Source organism: bacterium (genome assembly GCA_035691305.1).
Classification (GTDB): domain Bacteria; phylum Sysuimicrobiota; class Sysuimicrobiia; order Sysuimicrobiales; family Segetimicrobiaceae; genus DASSJF01.
The window spans coordinates 61,165-77,704 of record DASSJF010000041.1; the positions used below are offsets into that span (position 1 = coordinate 61,165).

Sequence of the window (16,540 nt, forward strand, 5' to 3'; positions counted from 1 at the left end):
CATGCCCGAGATCCGGCCGAAGGCTACGATCGCCACCCGGGAGTACGACTACGTCGCGCCGCTCGCGCTCGGTGAGGTCACCGCCGATGGGGTCGACCTTCGGATTCGGCGCTCGTTCGACGCGCTGCGCCGGTTTGCCGGCGACGAGGCGATGGAAGGCGGCGAGGCGTCGTTCAGCCAGTACCTGCGGCGCATCGCCTCAGGCGACCGGTCGTTCGTCGGACTGCCGGTGTTCATCATGCGGGAGTTCCGGCACCGCTGCTTCTTCGTGCGCCGCGACAGCGACATGAGCGACGCCGCGCACCTGCGCGGCAAGCGCATCGGAACGGACGCCTGGGGCGCGAGCGGCAACACGTGGAGCCGCGCCATCCTCCGCGGCGCGGGCGTGCCGCTCGACGGCATCCGGTGGTTCGTGGGGCCGGTCAACGCGGGCGACGCCCCGGCCGACACGCGCGACCTCCCGGCCGGGGTCTCGCCGACGCCGGGTGGACGTCCGCTCGGCGAGCTCCTGCTCGCGGGGGATCTCGACGCGCTGATGTGCCCGTGGCCGCCGCGCGGGTTCGACGATCCGCGCTCGAAGATCCGGCGGCTGTACGACGACTACCGGACCGCGGAGCGCGAGTACTACCGGCGCACGCGCATCTATCCGGGCCACCACGTGATCGTGCTGCGCCGCGCCTTCGTCGAACGCCATCCCGGCGCCGTCGTCCCCATCTACCGCGCCTTCGTGGGCGCGCACGAACTGGCGGAACGCCTCCATCTCATCCTGCACGAGACGAGCCCGTGGGTGCTCGCGGATCTCGAGGAGCAGAGGGCGTTGATGGGCCCGGAGTACCGGGCGTACGGGTACCGCGAGAACCGGGCGATGGTGGCGGCGTTCTGCGAGGAGCAATACGCGCAGAGGCTGATCCGTGAACCCCTCGAGCCGGACGCGCTGTTCGCCGACTTCGAGAGCCTGCCGGGTGTCTAGAGCTCGTACCGGAGACGGTAGACCAGCAATTCTTGGAGTTTGAAAAGGACGTCCGGCTCGGCTTCGACGCGGACCGTCCGCGGCGCGATGCGCCGCACGCCCGGGACGAGGGCCGCCGTCTGCGCCATGTCCGTGCGGTTGTAATCGATCTCCATGACGAGCGGATTCGTCACCGCGACCGGCCGGATCTGTCCGCGGGCGCGCACCGCCTCGGCCGCCGCCTCGCGGATGCGCCGGCAGGCTTCGCGCGGATGCAGCGAGGCGGCGACGCCGCGGCCCCGTCCGGTCTTCACCGCGACGGTGCGCGCCTGCGGGAGGAACTCTCGCGTTTGCGCCATCGTCGCCTCGTCGCCGGTGAGCAGCACAACCGGCACGCCGAACCGGCCCGCGACGAGCGCGTTGAGCTCAGCCTCGTTCATCACGCGGTCGTTGATGCGCAGATTGTAGATCATGGTGCTGTTCCAGGTGTGGTCGAGCACGGCGTCCGGCGTGCCGGCGCGTCCGTGGGTCCCGGTGATGAACACCGCGTGGAACGACGCGTCGAGGCCTTCCATTTGCAGCGAGTCGCGCATCGCGCCGCGCAGCAGCACCGCCCGCTCGTCGAGGCGGCCCGGAATGATGTTCTGCATCCCGGCGTGGCTGTCGCAGACGTACACGTCCGTCGCGCCGCCGTCGAACGCGCCGGCCACGGCCGCGCTCACCTCGTCGGTCATCAGCTCGCGGCCTTCCTGGTATTGGCGGGCCGCGTCGAGCGTCTGCAGCGCCGTCGCGACGCCGGCGACCCCTTCGATATCGGCGGAGATGAAGATGCGGCACCCGGCCATCGTGTGACCCCCGTTAAGACGGATAGCGGATCTTCCGCACCATCGCGGGGAGATCGGCGTCGATCAGGCGGCGGCTGCCCGACAGGTCCGTGAGGCACGCCCCGCCGCGCATCCTGTCCTTCAGCACCTTTTCGGCCGCCTCCGCGTCCCGGGCGCGCTTGAGCAGTGCGGGCGCTTCGCCCGGATCGAGCACGAGCACGCCGTTGTCGTCGGCCGTCACGAGGTCGCCCGGGCGTACGGTCACGCCGCCGACGGACACCGGGACGTTGATCGCGCCGCCCATCCCCCACATCTTCGTGGTCAGCGCCGTGAGACCGCGCGCGAACACAGGCAGACGATACTCTTCGATCTCGCGGATATCCGTGGCCAGGCCGTCGATGACGACGCCGGCGACCTTCTGCGTCATCGCGGCGAATGCCACCACGCCTCCAAATCGCGCGTGCACCGTGTCGCCGCTGCCGTCGATCACCAGCACGTCGCCGGGCTTCACGTACTCGAAGCACCGGTGCAGCATCGTCGTGTCCATCGCGGGGGTGCGGACCGTAAACGCCGGGCCGGCGAACTTCACCGGCCGCCACAGTGCCTTGATCCCGCCGTCGACGAATCCGTGGTGGATGAAGTGTCCGACCGTGGCGGGGTCGACGTGCAGGAAGCCCTCCACCAGATCCGGCGGCAGGCGGTCGACCCGCGGGCTGATGCTCATCGTCCGGCCTCACTCTGCTCGCGCGCGCCCGTGCCGAGGTGCGGATCCACCGTGCGGAACCACTTCAAGAAGCCGGCGCACTGCTCCACCGCGTATTCGAGGAGCTGCCGGCCGCGCTCCCCGCTCCCGAGCTTCGGGTCGGAGAGACTGCCGGTCGGCGGAGTAACGTCCTCCATGTCGAGCGGGACCGCGGCGCGGACGCCGTTTACCTTGATGCCGCCGAGCCCGTCGGTCGGCATGCCGAAAACCTTCTGCCGGCCGAAGGCGCCGGCGCGGTGCATCTGCATGCGTTCCGGCCGCAGATACATCATCAGCGATCCGATCGGCTCGCCGCCGTGCCCGAGTTCGACCCTGCCGCCGTAGACGCGCTCGACGAGGTCCGGCGCCTGGATGATCTGGAACGGTGCGATGGAAGGAATGATCAGGCCGTGCGAGCGCCGGTAGCGCCGCTGGACGAGCTCGACGGTGCCGGTGTTGCCGTTGTGGCCGTTGAGGATGACGATGCGCTTGAACTTGTGCAGCAGCAGGCTGTCGATCGTATCCGTCAGCACCGCCGCCAGCGTCTCCGAGCGCAGCGTGATCGTGCCGGGATAATTCCGGAAGTACTCCGAATAGCCGAACGGCAGCGTCGGCGTCAGCACGTCGCCGGAGAGATCCGTGGCGCGGGTACCGATCTCATCGACGATGATGTAATCCCCGCCCGGGCTGTGCGGACCGTGCTCTTCGATCGATCCGAGCGATACGACCGCGGTCGCGCCGCGGGCGATTGCCTCCCGAACTTCCGTCCAGGGCATCTCACCCAGTCTCACGCCGATTCCCTCCTCAAGAGCCATTCGGTCTGGAGCCCCGCTGATTTCAGGAGGAAATTCGTGAGATATGTCAAATATCCTGGCTCACATATCACATATCTTCGAGGGTGATAGAGATTGGCCCCATTAGGACCCGTTCCGGTCAAGCGCCTCGGTGACACCGTATACGAGACGCTTGCCGAAGCGATCGCGTCCGGCCAGCTGCCGGAAGGCGCGAAACTGTTCGAGGATGAGATCGCGAAGCAAATGGGCGTCAGCCGGACGCCGGTCCGGGAAGCGTTCCGCCAGCTCGCGAAAACCGGGCTCGTCGACGCGGATCTATACCGGACGCCCGTCGTGCGTCGGCTTACCCGCCAGGATATCGAGGAAATCTACGCGCTTCGCGAGGCGCTCGAACCGCTCGCTCTCGGCCTCGCGGTGCGCAATCCGGACAGGGCGTGGCTCGACGATCTCGACGCCAAGCAGCGCGCGATCGAAGAGCAATACGCCCTCGGCTCGGCCGGCGTCGCCGAGTCGGTGCACTACAACGAGTTCTTCCACCGTGCCTTCGTGACCGCCAGCCGGCACGAACGGCTCGCCAATATCATGGATCCGTTGTGGATCCAGGTGCTGCGGCTCTCCTTCCTGTCGCATCAGTTGGAACGGCTGCCCTCCGGCCGCCTGCCGCGCGCGATGGCGGAACATCGTGCGATTCTCGAAGCTGCGCGGGATCGGGACGTCGAGCGCGGCGAGACGCTGCTGCGCCGCCACGTTCGTCGAGGACACGAGGATCTGATCGCATCGCTCTTTTCAGCGTCGCTCCAAGGAGGCACGTCGTGAGCATGGTGAACCCGGCAGGCAAGACGCAGACCGCGGCGGCGGCGCCGCGGCCCGGCTTCGTTCTGGTACGCGGGGCGCCGCGGACCGATCCGGCGACGGTCGAGGCGTTCCGCGACGTTCCGGCCGCGCTGGTGTCGGATTCCCAGGGCCGGCAGCTGACGCTGCACCATTCCGTAAAGCCGATCTATCAGCCGATGCCGCGGCTGCTCGGCTCGGCGCTGACGGTGAAGGCGCGGCCCGGCGACAACATGATGGCGATGAAGGCGATCGAGGAGGCGCGGTCCGGGGACGTGCTCGTCATCTCGAGCGACGGCGAGTCCAACCTCTCGGTCTGGGGCGGCATCATGGCCACGATGGCGGTCCGCCGCGAGATCGCCGGCGTCGTGACGGACGGACTCGTGCGCGACGTCGCGCAGATCAGGAAGGCCGGCCTGCCCGTGTTCGCCACCGGATTGACGCCGGCGGCGCCGACCAAGGACGGGCCGGGGCAGCTCAATACGGTCATCGCCTGCGGCAACGTCATCGTGCACCCCGGCGACATCGTGATCGGCGACGAGGACGGCGTCGTGATCGTGCCGCGGGCGGAGGCGGCGTTCGTGCTCGAGATGGTACGCAACCGGCAGGCGCGGGAGCGGATGTGGCTGGAACACATCGCCCGCGACGATTTCAGCCCGCTCGTCAACACCGACGAGGATTTCCGGGCGCGCGGATGCGACATCCGCGGAGCGTAGTGCGGCGGAGCGCCGGTACGGCCGGCGAGTCGGGGGGAGGGTCACGATGAACGAGATCGATCTGCGAGACGTAGCGCGGCTTTTGGGGGTCCGCGGAGCGGGGGTGACACGGCGGGCGCTGCTGCGGCGGGGTCTGTCGGCCGCCGCCGTGACGACGGTGCTGGGAGCCGCGGGGGCGCTCACCGCCGGCGGCCGCGCGTTCTCGCCCGCCGCGGCACTCGCCGCGCCCTCCGTCGCGGGCTCCAAAACGCTCACGCTGGCCCAAGCCGCCGAACCGAGCACGCTCGATCCACAGTTTGAACAGTCCGGAATCATCGGCACGTACTTGAACGCCATGATGGAGCACGTCATGGAGTTCGACCGCAATCTGGCGATCAAGAACGTGCTCGCCCAGACCTCGACGCCTCCCAAGGACGGCGTCACCTACCGCTTCAAACTACGCCCCAATATGAAGTTCTGGAACGGCGAGCCGGTCGATGCGGCCGCGGTGAAGTTCACCTACGACCGCGGGCTCAGCAAGGAAAACCGCGCGAAGGGTCTCAGCGATCCGGTTCCCATTCTCCAGGGCATCGATCACGTGCGGGTGGTGGACCCCCTCACGGTGGAGGTCGTCACCGCAAAGCCGTCCACCCTGGCGTGGCCGTTCTTCTGTCAGGAGTTCATCCTCGCGCCCAAGTACTACGCGTCGCTGAGCTTTCAGGACTCAGCGATCAAGCCGATGGGCAGCGGTCCGTGGAAATTCGGGCACTGGATGAAGGGCGACCGGCTGGAGATGACGGCCAACGCCGATTACTGGCGTGGGAAGCCCCAGATCGACAACCTTGTCTTCCGTACGGTGCCGGACGCGTCCACCCGCCTGGCGATGCTGGAGCGGGGTGAGGTCGACATCATTACCGATGTCGATCCGGACGACCTCCCGACGATCCGCGGCAACGCCAAACTGCGCGCCGAGGCCGCGCTCACGACGTTCCGCGTCCATATCGGCGTGCCGTGCAACCAGGCGAAGTGGAAGGACCGGCGGGCCCGTACCGCCCTGAACTACGCCGTCAATGTCGACAACATCATCAAGTACGTCCTCGGCGGCATTCCGAAAGAGCGGCTCCGTACCCCGGTCATCACGCCGGGCTGGCCGAACGCCAACATCAAGTCCTACCCGTACGATCCGGCAAAGGCGAAGGAGCTCCTGAACGCCGCCGGGTTCGACTGGAACCAGAAGGTCACGCTGTACACCATCACCGGCGGGATGAAGCGCCTCGACGTCGCACAGGCGATTGTCGCCGACCTCAAGAGGCTCGGCATGAGCAGAGCGGAGGTGCAGGTGCTGCAGAGCGCCGAGTTCACCTCGAAGCTCAAAGCGAAGGAGTTCGACGACCTGTATCTCAACCTGCTCGGTGCCCCGAGCTACGGGCCGATCGAGGTGGCGCTTCCGACGGGCGACCTTGCGCTGGACTCATCCCACTTCACGGATGCGACGCAGAACGGGCCCAAGTACCTCGAGCTGTACCACGAGGTGCGGGAGACGTTCGATGTCCGCCGGCAACACGACCTGGTGAACCAGCTGCAGTCGCTGTTCATGGAAGAGTCCGCGTGGATCCTGCTGTACCGTGAGGCCTATCTGTTCGGAGTGAACAAGCGGACGGACTGGCGCCCCACGAGCTACACGCGGATCCACTTCTGGCTGCCCGACGACCGGGACGTGCGGATCACCGGCTGACGGCGTAGACCGTGCTGCGGTACGTCGTCCACCGCGTGCTGCTGGCCGTGCTGGTGGTTGCCGGTGTCTCCATCGTCTCCTTCGGACTGCTCTTTCTTTCGGGCGACCCCGCGGCGGCGCTCGCGGGAGACAACTGGACGCGGACGCAGATCGACGAGTTCCGGCATCAGATGGGATTCGACCGTCCGTGGTACGTGCAGTACGCCGATTTCGTGGCGCGCGCGGTGCGGGGCGACTTCGGCACGTCGCTGCGCGAACACCGGCCGGTGTTCGAGCTGCTGATGGAACGGATGCCGGCGACCCTGGAACTGACGGGGACCGCGTTTCTCATTTCCGCCGTCCTTGGTATCGCGCTCGGCGTCGTCTCGGCGACGCGGCGGCGGTCCCTGTACGACCGGGCGGTTCTCGTGCTGACGCTTGCGGGGCAGTCGATGCCGGTTTTCTGGGTCGGCACGATGCTGATTCTGGTCTTTGCCGTACGGCTTGGGTGGCTTCCCATCGCGGGGCGCGGCGGTGTCAGCCACCTGGTGCTGCCGGCCGTCGCGTTGGGCTTCTTTCCGGTCGCGCGCAACGCGCGCGTCGTCCGGTCGTCCATGCTCGAGGTGCTCGGCGCCGACTACGTGCGGACCGCCCGGGCGAAAGGCCTGCCGGCGCCGCGGGTGCTGCTGGCCCACGCGCTGCGGAACGCCTTGCTGCCGGTGGTGACGCTGCTGGCCCTGGACATCGGGTATCTCCTCAGCGGCGCCGTGATCACCGAGAGCATTTTCGCGTGGCCGGGCGTCGGGCGGCTGACGGTGGCCGCGGTGCTCGGCAAAGACCTGCCGCTCGTCGAAGCGGCGGTCGTTGTGCTCGCCGCCGGCTTTGTCATGATCAACCTCAGCGTCGATCTCTGCTACGGCGTCATCGATCCCCGGGTACGGTTCGAGTGATGCTTGCCCCGGCTCGCCGGCCGGCCCTCCGGGTGCCTGCGGGCCGCGGCGCGGCCGCCGAACTGCTGGCGCGGCTGATCCGGGACCGGCTCACGCTCACGGGCGCGGTCATTCTCCTGCTCCTTGCCGCCCTGGCCGCGCTCGTGCCATTCCTGTCTCCTATCGATCCGACGGCGACCAGCCTGCCGGACCGGCTGCTGCCGCCGGTGTGGATGCCGCGCGGAACGCCGGCCCATCTGCTGGGGACGGACGGCCTCGGCCGCGATGTTCTGATCCGCATCGTCTACGGCGGACGGATCAGCCTCACGGTCGGTTTCGGCGCCGCGTTGATCGCGGCCGGGCTCGGCGTGCCGCTTGGCCTGTGCTCCGGTTATTTCGGCGGCGCGCTGGACGCCGTGATCATGCGTCTCGTCGACATCCAGTTGGGGTTCCCGTCGATTCTGCTGTACATCAGCGCGCTCGCCGTCGTGAAGCCGGGCTTGTTCAACATGGTGGCGATCCTCGGTGTCGCCGGATGGGTCATCCACGCGCGGGTGGTCCGCGCGCAGGTCCTGTCCCAGCGCCGGACAGAGTACGTCGAAGCGGCGCGCGCCCTGGGATCGAGCCACCTGTGGATCCTCGGCCGGCACATCCTTCCGAACGTGCTCGCGCCGGTGGTGGTCATCTCGACGTATTCGATCGCCGTGTTCATCATCACCGCGTCGTCGTTGAGCTTTCTCGGACTGGGCCTCCCGCCGTCCACCCCGGATTGGGGCCAGATGATTGCGACGTCGATGGACTACATCCGCCGCGCGTGGTGGCCGTCGACGTTTGCCGGACTCGCGCTCAGCCTCACCGTTTTCGGCGTCAGCGTGCTGGGGGACTGGTTGCGCGACTATCTCGATCCCAGACTGCGGGTGGAGACATGACGGGTTTACCTCTGACGCCGGACGACGCGATCCGCGCGGCCGACCGCCAACTGATCGGCGACGTCTGGACGAGCGACGAGGCCTGGTCGCACTGCGAGGCCCTGGTGGACCGTTTCCCGCGCCGGTACGCGGGGCATCCCGACGAGGCGGGTGCCCGCGACTACCTGCTCGCGGCGCTTGAGCGCTACGGCGTCGCCGCGCGGGCGGAGCCGTTTCCGTGCATGCATTGGTCGGCGGGGTCCGCGGAGCTCATCATCCACAGCCCGGAGCGCCGCGCGATTTCCGGCGTCAATTTGCCGATGAACGTGGACACCGAGGTGACGGCGGAGATCGGCTTCGTCGAGGAGGGGACCCCGGCGCAGTACGCGGCCTACGCGGACCGCGTAGCGGACCGCATCGTGCTGGTGACGAGCCGCTGTCCGGCGTATTCGCACCGCCCGCGCACGTGCCGCCGCGAGAAATACCTGCGGGCCGTCGAAGGCGGCGCCCGCGGCTTCCTCTACATGCGGCACGAAGGCGGGCTGCTGCCCGAGACGTACAGCCTGAGCGCGGACGGACCGCCGCCGATTCCCGGCCTGAGCCTGACGCGGGAAGCGGGAGCGGAGATCCTGCGCCTGCTGGCGCGCGGACCGGTCCGCGCGACGCTGCGCACGGCCGGCAAGGTCTCGCCGGGGACGTCCTGGAACATCGTAGGCGACATGCCGGGCCCGCGCCGTCGGGACCGGGTGATCCTGGTTGGTGCGCACTACGACACGCTGATCGGATGCCCGGGCGCGGTCGACGACGCGTCGGGCGCGGCGGTGCTGCTGGAAGTGGCGCGCGCCCTCTCGAAGCACGCGCCGCTCCTCGGCACGACGGTCCGGTTCGCGTTCTTCGGTCTCGAAGAAGGCGGGCTGCAGGGCGCGTACGCGTACACGGAGGCGCACGCCGGCGGCCTCGGCGCCGTCGATTTCATGCTGAACGTCGACGGCGCCGGTTTCGGCGATCCCCACAAGGGCGTCGGCCTTCAGGGATGGCCGGAGCTCATTCCGTTCTTCCGCCGCCTCGGCCGCGAAATGCGCGAGGACTTCCCGGTCGACGTCTGGATCACGCCCAACTCCGACATGCACCCGTTTCTCCTGCGCGGCGTGCCCTGCGCGTGGCTGTTCGATCTGGGGATGTCGCTGGCGAATCTCGGGTGGCCGCACACGGCGGCGGACTCACTCGACAAGATCTCCCGTCGCTCGCTCCGCACCGTGGCCTTGCTGGTCGCGCGCCTGCTGCTGTACATGACAAACCGGGATTGGCCGGGACGGCACGCGCGGCCCGAAGAGGTCGCCGCGTGGCTGTCGGAGTGGAATCTCGAGCCCCGGACGAAAAGGAGGATGGACATATGAAGCACGCACGACGGATCACCCGTCGGCGGCTGATCGGACAGGCGGCGGCCGGCGGGCTCGGACTCGGCGCCGGCGGCCTGCTCGCGCCGTGGCGGCGCCCCGCGGTCGCCGCGGCGAATCCGGCGGTCGTGGTGATGCAGGGCGTCGATCCGGAGACGCTCGATCCGCAGTTCGGCGAGTCCGGGATCATGGCCAACGTGCTCAGCAACGTGGTCGAAGGACTGACCGCCTACGACCGCAACATGAACGTGGTGCCCTTCCTCGCCGAGTCGCTGCGCGTCCTCGACGACAAGGTGACCTGGCGGACCGTCCTGCGCGACGGCATCAAGTTCTCCAACGGCCGGCCGCTCAACGCGGAGGCCGTCAAATTTACCGTGGACCGGACGCTCGATCCGAAGATGCGCGCGCAGGGGCTCAACGATCCGTTCCCGTCGCGCTCGGGCGTGGTGCGGGTCAACATCGTCAACGCGAAGACGGTCGACATCGTGCTGCGCGAGCCGAACGTGATCTTTCCGGTGTTTCTGTACTTCCTCTACATGCTGGAGCCCAACTACTACTCATCCACGCCGCCGCAGCGCACCGCGGTCGCGCCGGTGGGCACCGGCCCGTGGACCGTGAGCGAGTGGGTCAAGGGCGACCACCTGACGATGGTCGCCAACAACGGATACTGGCGGGGGGCCCCGCACGTCCGGGAGTACCGGTGGCGTCCGGTGCCGGAGAAGGCGACGCGGCTCAACAGCCTGATCCGCGGCGAGGGCGACATCGCAACCCACCTGGATCCGGACGACATCCCGATCATCCAGCGGGTCGACCGCCTGCGCGTCTCGACCGCGCCGGGCAGCCGGCGGGTGCACATCGGCTTTCCCTGCGACGTCGCGCGCTACCACGACCGCCGGGTGCGGTACGCGCTGTCGTCCGCGGTGGACTACAACGGTCTCGCGAAAGGGCTGCTCGGCCAGTTGGGGCCCAAACCGGTCTCCACCGTGCTTGTGGCCGCCGACGTGTGGCGCAATCCGGCGCTGCATCCCTTCGAGTACAACCCTCAGAAGGCGAAGGCGCTCCTCGCCGAGGCGAAGTTCCCGATGAACGAGCCGATACGCATCTACGTCCCGGTCGGCCGCTACCTCAAGGGCGAGGACGCGGCCCGGGCGGTGGCCGGCTATCTCCGCAACGTGGGCCTCAAGGCCGATGCGGCCCCGCTCGACTGGTCGGTGTATACCGACAAGATGCGCAGCCCAAAGGGCATGGACGACCTGTACCTGCTGGGCCTCGGCTCCCGGTTCAACGGCCCGGAGGATCTGAGCATCGTGACTACCGGGCAGATCTGGGACCAGACGAAGTGGGTGACATCCACGGAGAACGGCCCGAAATTCAACGCGCTCTACAAGCAGCTCAGCTCGACGTTCGATCCGGCGCAGCAAAAGAAACTGGCGTTTCAGATGGAAGCGCTGTTCGTCGAGGAGGCGCCCTGGATCAACCTGTGGATCGAGCCGGGCGCGTCCGGCGTCAACCGGCGCGTCACCTGGCAAGATTCGGGCGGGGGCGACCGGCTGGAGTTCTGGCTGCCGGGTGAAGGGGACGTCCGCTACACGTAATCCCGATGACCGCGTACGTCGCCCGGCGCATCGCCCAGACCGTGGTCGTCGTTTTCGGCGTCTCCGTCCTGGCCTTTGGGATGATGTTTCTCACGGGCGACCCGACGATGGTGATGGCCGGCGAGAACTGGACCCGGCAGCAGGTCGACGAGTTTCGTCACCAGATGGGGTTCGACCGGCCGTGGTTGGAGCAGTACGGGACGTTCGTGACGCACGCCGTCCGCGGTGATTTCGGGATGTCCATTCGGCAGCAGCAGCCGGTGTTTCAATTGATCATCGTGCGGGTGCCGGCGACGCTCGAGCTCGCCGGGACCGCGATGGCGATCACGATCGCGGTCGGCATTCCGCTCGGCATGCAGGCGGCGATGCACCGCAACACCGCCCTCGACCGGGGCGCCATGGGACTCGCGCTGCTCGGCCAGTCCATGCCGGTGTTCTGGCTCGGCCTGCTGCTCGTGCTCGTATTCTCGGTGTGGTTGGGATGGTTTCCGGTGGCGGGCCGCGGCGGGCTCGCCCACCTCGTGCTGCCGGGCCTGACGCTCGGGCTCTTCTCGCTCGCCTACACGGCGCGGATCACGCGCTCGGCGATGCTCGACGTCCTGTACACCGACTACCTCCGGACGGCCCGGAGCAAGGGCCTGGCGGAACGGCGGGTGCTCGTGCGCCACGCGTTGCGCAACGCGCTCGTGCCCGTCATCACGGTGCTCGGGCTGCAGTTCGGCGGGCTGCTCGGCGGGGCGGTGATTACAGAGACGATCTTCGCCTGGCCCGGCGTCGGGCGCCTCGTCCTCCAGGCGATTCAGGGCAAGGATCTTCCGCTCGTGCAGGCCGCCGTGTTCCTCCTGGCGGTCATGTTCGTCACCCTGAACCTGTGCGTCGACCTGCTCTACGTGTGGATCGACCCGCGCGTGCGGTTCGCATGAGCGCCCGCGTCCCGCCGTCCGTCCTCGCGGCGCTCGGCGTCCTGGGCCTGCTGGCCGCCACGGCGGTGTTCGCGGGCCAACTGTCGCGGTACGATCCCGGCGCGGTCTCGCTCGGGGACCGGCTCACGCCGCCGGCGCTCTTCGGCGGCACGTGGCGGCATCCGCTCGGCACCGACACGCTGGGCGAAGACGTCCTGAGCCGGGTCATCTACGGGGGGCGGATCTCCCTCATCGTGGGCCTCTGCGCCGTCGCGATTTCCGGAACGATCGGCATCGGCCTCGGAACGCTCGCGGGTTACCTCGGCGGCGGCGTCGACGACGTGATCATGCGGGTGGCCGAGATCCAGCTCGCGTTCCCGTCCATTCTCCTGTACGTCAGCATTATGGCGGTGCTGGGTCCGGGGCTCGGCAAGATCATCCTGGTTATCGGCATCGTGAGTTGGGTCGCGTACGCGCGGATCGAGCGCGGCGTCGTGTTCGGGCTCAGGGAGCGCGAGTTCGTCGAAGCGGCCCGCGCGATGGGCGCGCCCGCGTGGGCGATCATCCGGCGACATATTCTACCGAACACGCTCGGGCCGATGATTGTCGTCGCCAGTTTCACGCTGGCCGGCGCGATCATCACCGAAGCGTCCTTGAGTTTCCTGGGTCTCGGCGTGCCGCCCGCGGTGCCGTCCTGGGGACGGATGCTGGCCGACGGGCGGGATTATCTCGAGCGGGGATGGTGGATCGCGACGGCGCCCGGGATCGCGATCATGCTGGTCGTGCTGGCGGTCAACATCACGGGGGACTGGCTGCGGGACGTCCTGGACCCGCGCCTGCGAATCTGAGATGCCGTCCCGGGTTGTGACCACGGCGGACGTGCGCTGTACGGTCCCGGAATTGCGGTCCCGCGGCGGCATGGTGGCGTCCAACCACCGGCTCGCCGCGGAGGCCGGCGCCGCGATACTCGCGCGGGGCGGCAACGCGATCGACGCGGCCGCGGCCGTTTCGTTCGCGGTGGGCGTAGTCGAGCCGGCGATGAGCGGGCTCGGCGGCCGCGGCTACCTCGTCATCCGCTTCGGCGCGTCCGGAGAGACCGCCGTGATCGACGGCCATGAACGGGCGCCGCGGGCGGCGACACCCGACATGTTCGAAGTCGCCGACGTGCGCGAGCGCCCGAACCCCGGTTGGGGGCCCGAAGTCCCCGTCGTTGGACAGGCCAACATTATCGGGCATCGCGCCGTCGCCGTGCCGGCGGTGCTCGGGGCGATCGCGCTGGCCCACGGCCGGTTCGGCCGCCTGCCGCTGGCCGCCGTGCTGGAGCCCGCGATTACGTTGGCGGAGGACGGTTTTGACGTGAGTGTGGCGCTCGCGGCGGCGATCGCGCAGCACCGCGGCAAGCTCGCGCGGTATCCGGCCGCCGCGGCCGTCTTTCTTCCCGGCGGCGCCGCCCCCGCGCCGGGCGAACGGCTGGTCCAGCGCGATCTCGGGCGCACGCTGCGGCGCATCGCCGGACGCGGGCCGGACGAATTCTACACGGGCGAGATCGCCGGCGCGATCGACGCGGAGATGGTCCGCGGCGGCGGGCTCGTCACCCGGCGGGATCTGGCGGAGTTTCGGCCGCGCGTCTGGGCGGGCCCGCTCGCCGGTACGTATCGCGGCTATCACATTCTGACGGTTCCGGAGGCGACCGGCGGCGTCACACTGCTGCAGATCCTGAACCTTCTCGAAAGCATCGACACGGCGGCGTTCGAGCCCTTCGATCCGCGGTATCTGCACCTGCTGCTGGAGGTGTTTCGGGCGGCGTTCCGCGACCGGCTCGCGGTGATCGACGACCCCGCGTTCACGCCGGTCCCGTACGCGGGCCTGGCGTCGAAGGCGTTCGCGGCCGCGCGCGGCCGCGCGCTGTCGCCGGACCGCAGCGTGGATCCGCTGGATCCGGCGGATCCCTGGCCGTTTGACGGAGCGCGCGACGGCGCGCTTCCGCCGTCGCGCCACGCGTCGTGGCGGGCGCCCGCCGTCGAACACGAGACGACGCACTTCTGCGTGGTGGATGGCGAGCGGACCGTGGTGTCGATGACCCAGTCGATCATCGACGCGTTCGGGTCCGGCGTCGTGGTGCCCGGTACGGGCATTCTGCTGAACAGTTGCATGCACAATTTCAACCCCGTGCCGGGACAGTTGCGATCGATCGCGCCGTGGAAGCGGTCCGTTCACAACGGGGTGCCGGTGATCGTGCTCCGCGGGGACGGCCGGCCGCTCCTGGCCGTCGGGGGCGCCGGGGGCACCAAGATCATCACCGGAGTCGCGCAGATCCTCGTCAACCTCCTCGACCGCGGTTGGGACGTCCAGCGGGCCGTGGAGGCGCCGCGCGTGCACAACGAGGGGGACGCGAGCCAGGTCGACGGCCGCCTGGGGACGGAGACCGCGGACCGTCTTGCGCGGATCGGCCACACGGTCTCGATCGTGACGCCCAGGTACGCGAGACCGGTGTTCTCGCGGATCAACGCGATCGTGATCGACGCGGACGGTGAGCTCGCCGCCGGCACGGATCAGTTTGGCGACGCGGGCGCGGCGGGGGTGGAATGATGAACGGCATGATCGTCTGCGCCGAGCCCCTTGCAGCGGAGGCGGGCCGGGAGGTTCTCCTGGAGGGCAACGCGGCGGACGCCGCGGTGGCGACGGCGTTCGCCCAGGGCGTCGTGAACCCGTTCATGTGCGGGCTTGGCGGCATGGGCATCGCCGCCGTCCACCACGGCCCGACGGCCGAACGGACCGTGCTCGACTGCTACGCCGCGATCGGCTCCGTGCCGCCGCCGGCTTCGTGGGCCGACGAGTACATCGGCCGCCTTGAGTCGTACGGCCGGTTCGTCATCAAGAGCGAGGACAATCAGGCGGGCTACAAGTCGATCATGGTGCCGGGCGTGGTGCGCGGGTACGCCGAACTCTGGCGGCGCTACGGATCGGGCCGGGTGGCGTGGCGTCGCCTCGTGGAGCCCGCCCTGCGCCTGGCGCGGGAAGGGTTCGCGGTCGGCGCTACGCTCGCCGGCATGTGGGGCCGCGACGACGACGCGCCGGGTTTGCCGAGCCGGGCGGCGAAGTTTGCGCGGTCGCCGGAAGCCGCGCGCGTCTACGGGCGGCCCCACCGGGAAGGTGAGCGGTTCGGGCAGCCCGACTATGCGCGCACCCTCGAGCGGATCGGGGACGGCGGGCCGGAGGAGTTCTACACGGGCGCGCTCGGCCGCGAGATCGCGGCGGATCTAGAACGCCGTGCGTCATTGATCGCCCCGCACGACTTGTCCGGGTACCGCGCCGGGCCGATCCCGCCGCTGGTGGGCATGTACCGCGACTGCGAGATCGCCGGCCCGCCGGTGCCGTGCGGGACGGCGCACGTTCTCGAGATGCTGCAGGTCGCCGACGGCCTCGACCTGGCGCGGCTCGATCCGTTGGGTCCTGACTACGTCGAGCTCGTCACGGCAATCATGCGGGTGACGTTCGGCGAGCACGTGCCGCTCAAACTCGACCCGCCGTATCTCGTCGCGCACCACCGGCTTCACGAGCTCACCTCGCGCCTCCATGCCGGCGAGGTCCGCGAGCGCATCAAGGCGGAGCGGCGGGGCGCCGATCCCGGGACTACGCATCTGACCGCCGCGGACGACGAAGGCACCGTGGTCAGCTTCACGCACTCGCTCGGCTCCGGCGCGGGGTCCGGCGTGGTCACGCCGGGCCTCGGCTTCTTGTACAACAACTTCCTCGGACACTACAATCCGCTGCCGAACCGGTGGGACTCGATCGTGCCCGGCAAGCGCGGCGTCGGCACGACGCCGGCGGTGCTGTACCGCGCCGGGCGGCCCTGGCTCGGTATCGGCGCGGCGGGCGGCAGCCGCATCAACACCGCGGTCTTCCAGACCATCCTCAACATCGTGGAGCGCGGCATGACCGCGCGCGACGCGGTGGCCGCGCCCCGCTGCCATTCCGAGGAGGCGGACATCGTCTTCGTGGAGGGGGACGCCTACCCGGAGGCGACGGTGCGCGACCTCGGCCGCCGCGGCTACGACGTGCGCCGGACGCAGCAGGTCGCGCGAGTTCAGGCCGTGTTGATCGACCCGACGGGCACGATGCACCCAGGTCCGGATCCGCGCGGGGGAAGCGGGTTCGCGCAGGTGCCGTGACGGCGCCGCGGACCGGCGCCCCCGGCACAGCCGGCCTGACGTCGTCAGCCCGCTGTCGGTGTACTCGAGCCTGACCATCTCGGGGCCA

Annotated in this window: 15 protein-coding genes; 12 read left to right on the forward strand and 3 right to left on the reverse strand. The window is 69.2% G+C overall.

Annotation, left to right across the window (positions count from 1 at the left end; genetic code table 11):
• The first annotated feature begins 1 nt into the window (after window position 1).
• Window positions 2-970 carry a hypothetical protein gene (locus tag VFL28_07725; protein ID HET7264541.1) on the forward strand — a complete coding sequence of 323 codons (969 nt, stop codon included), beginning with the start codon at window positions 2-4 and terminating at the stop codon, window positions 968-970.
• Here VFL28_07725 and VFL28_07730 read toward each other — a convergent pair.
• The 3 genes from VFL28_07730 to VFL28_07740 are packed head-to-tail and all read right to left on the reverse strand — an operon-like array spanning window position 967 to window position 3,306.
• Window positions 967-1,794, reverse strand: coding sequence for a M55 family metallopeptidase (locus tag VFL28_07730; GenBank protein ID HET7264542.1), 828 nt, complete (start codon window positions 1,792-1,794; stop codon window positions 967-969). The genes VFL28_07725 and VFL28_07730 overlap by 4 nt on opposite strands.
• A gap of 13 nt (window positions 1,795-1,807) precedes the next feature.
• Window positions 1,808-2,497, reverse strand: coding sequence for an RraA family protein (locus VFL28_07735; GenBank protein HET7264543.1), 690 nt, complete (start codon window positions 2,495-2,497; stop codon window positions 1,808-1,810).
• Window positions 2,494-3,306 carry a creatininase family protein gene (locus VFL28_07740; GenBank protein HET7264544.1) on the reverse strand — a complete coding sequence of 271 codons (813 nt, stop codon included), beginning with the start codon at window positions 3,304-3,306 and terminating at the stop codon, window positions 2,494-2,496. Before VFL28_07740 ends, VFL28_07735 begins: the two co-directional genes overlap by 4 nt.
• 117 nt (window positions 3,307-3,423) lie before the next feature.
• On the opposite strand from VFL28_07740, the gene VFL28_07745 reads away from it, so the two are divergent.
• Genes VFL28_07745 through VFL28_07795 form a run of 11 tightly spaced genes read left to right on the forward strand, consistent with a single transcriptional unit; the run spans window position 3,424 to window position 16,452 of the window.
• Window positions 3,424-4,125 carry a GntR family transcriptional regulator gene (locus VFL28_07745; GenBank protein ID HET7264545.1) on the forward strand — a complete coding sequence of 234 codons (702 nt, stop codon included), beginning with the start codon at window positions 3,424-3,426 and terminating at the stop codon, window positions 4,123-4,125.
• A gap of 2 nt (window positions 4,126-4,127) precedes the next feature.
• Window positions 4,128-4,856, forward strand: a complete 729-nt coding sequence (locus VFL28_07750) for an RraA family protein (GenBank protein HET7264546.1) — start codon at window positions 4,128-4,130, stop codon at window positions 4,854-4,856.
• 46 nt (window positions 4,857-4,902) lie between these two features.
• Window positions 4,903-6,570, forward strand: a complete 1,668-nt coding sequence (locus VFL28_07755) for an ABC transporter substrate-binding protein (GenBank protein HET7264547.1) — start codon at window positions 4,903-4,905, stop codon at window positions 6,568-6,570.
• Window positions 6,571-6,581: 11 nt separating this feature from the next.
• Entirely contained in the window at window positions 6,582-7,499 is a 918-nt protein-coding gene (locus VFL28_07760) for an ABC transporter permease (protein ID HET7264548.1), read from the forward strand.
• A gap of 32 nt (window positions 7,500-7,531) precedes the next feature.
• Entirely contained in the window at window positions 7,532-8,407 is an 876-nt protein-coding gene (locus VFL28_07765) for an ABC transporter permease (protein HET7264549.1), read from the forward strand.
• Window positions 8,404-9,783, forward strand: a complete 1,380-nt coding sequence (locus VFL28_07770; GenBank protein ID HET7264550.1) for a M28 family metallopeptidase — start codon at window positions 8,404-8,406, stop codon at window positions 9,781-9,783. Before VFL28_07765 ends, VFL28_07770 begins: the two co-directional genes overlap by 4 nt.
• Window positions 9,780-11,378: an ABC transporter substrate-binding protein gene (locus tag VFL28_07775; protein ID HET7264551.1), complete on the forward strand. Its 1,599-nt coding sequence runs from the start codon at window positions 9,780-9,782 to the stop codon at window positions 11,376-11,378. Before VFL28_07770 ends, VFL28_07775 begins: the two co-directional genes overlap by 4 nt.
• Window positions 11,379-11,383: 5 nt before the next feature.
• Window positions 11,384-12,301, forward strand: a complete 918-nt coding sequence (locus tag VFL28_07780) for an ABC transporter permease (protein HET7264552.1) — start codon at window positions 11,384-11,386, stop codon at window positions 12,299-12,301.
• Entirely contained in the window at window positions 12,298-13,128 is an 831-nt protein-coding gene (locus VFL28_07785) for an ABC transporter permease (protein ID HET7264553.1), read from the forward strand. The genes VFL28_07780 and VFL28_07785 overlap by 4 nt, the downstream gene beginning before the upstream one ends.
• A gap of 1 nt (window position 13,129) precedes the next feature.
• On the forward strand, window positions 13,130-14,869 hold the full coding sequence (ggt, locus tag VFL28_07790; protein ID HET7264554.1) for a gamma-glutamyltransferase: 1,740 nt from the start codon (window positions 13,130-13,132) through the stop codon (window positions 14,867-14,869).
• Entirely contained in the window at window positions 14,866-16,452 is a 1,587-nt protein-coding gene (locus tag VFL28_07795; GenBank protein HET7264555.1) for a gamma-glutamyltransferase, read from the forward strand. Before ggt ends, VFL28_07795 begins: the two co-directional genes overlap by 4 nt.
• Window positions 16,453-16,540 lie beyond the last annotated feature (88 nt).

Excerpts from the sequence above, each read along its gene's own strand:
- ggt (HET7264554.1), top strand. The coding sequence starts at position 13,130 with ATGCCGTCCCGGGTTGTGACCACGGCGGACGTGCGCTGTACGGTCCCG.
- VFL28_07750 (HET7264546.1), top strand. The coding sequence starts at position 4,128 with ATGGTGAACCCGGCAGGCAAGACGCAGACCGCGGCGGCGGCGCCGCGG.
- VFL28_07785 (HET7264553.1), top strand. The coding sequence starts at position 12,298 with ATGAGCGCCCGCGTCCCGCCGTCCGTCCTCGCGGCGCTCGGCGTCCTG.
- VFL28_07735 (HET7264543.1), bottom strand. The coding sequence starts at position 2,497 with ATGAGCATCAGCCCGCGGGTCGACCGCCTGCCGCCGGATCTGGTGGAG.
- VFL28_07770 (HET7264550.1), top strand. The coding sequence starts at position 8,404 with ATGACGGGTTTACCTCTGACGCCGGACGACGCGATCCGCGCGGCCGAC.
- VFL28_07755 (HET7264547.1), top strand. The coding sequence starts at position 4,903 with ATGAACGAGATCGATCTGCGAGACGTAGCGCGGCTTTTGGGGGTCCGC.
- VFL28_07795 (HET7264555.1), top strand. The coding sequence starts at position 14,866 with ATGATGAACGGCATGATCGTCTGCGCCGAGCCCCTTGCAGCGGAGGCG.
- VFL28_07725 (HET7264541.1), top strand. The coding sequence starts at position 2 with ATGCCCGAGATCCGGCCGAAGGCTACGATCGCCACCCGGGAGTACGAC.
- VFL28_07780 (HET7264552.1), top strand. The coding sequence starts at position 11,384 with ATGACCGCGTACGTCGCCCGGCGCATCGCCCAGACCGTGGTCGTCGTT.
- VFL28_07775 (HET7264551.1), top strand. The coding sequence starts at position 9,780 with ATGAAGCACGCACGACGGATCACCCGTCGGCGGCTGATCGGACAGGCG.
- VFL28_07730 (HET7264542.1), bottom strand. The coding sequence starts at position 1,794 with ATGGCCGGGTGCCGCATCTTCATCTCCGCCGATATCGAAGGGGTCGCC.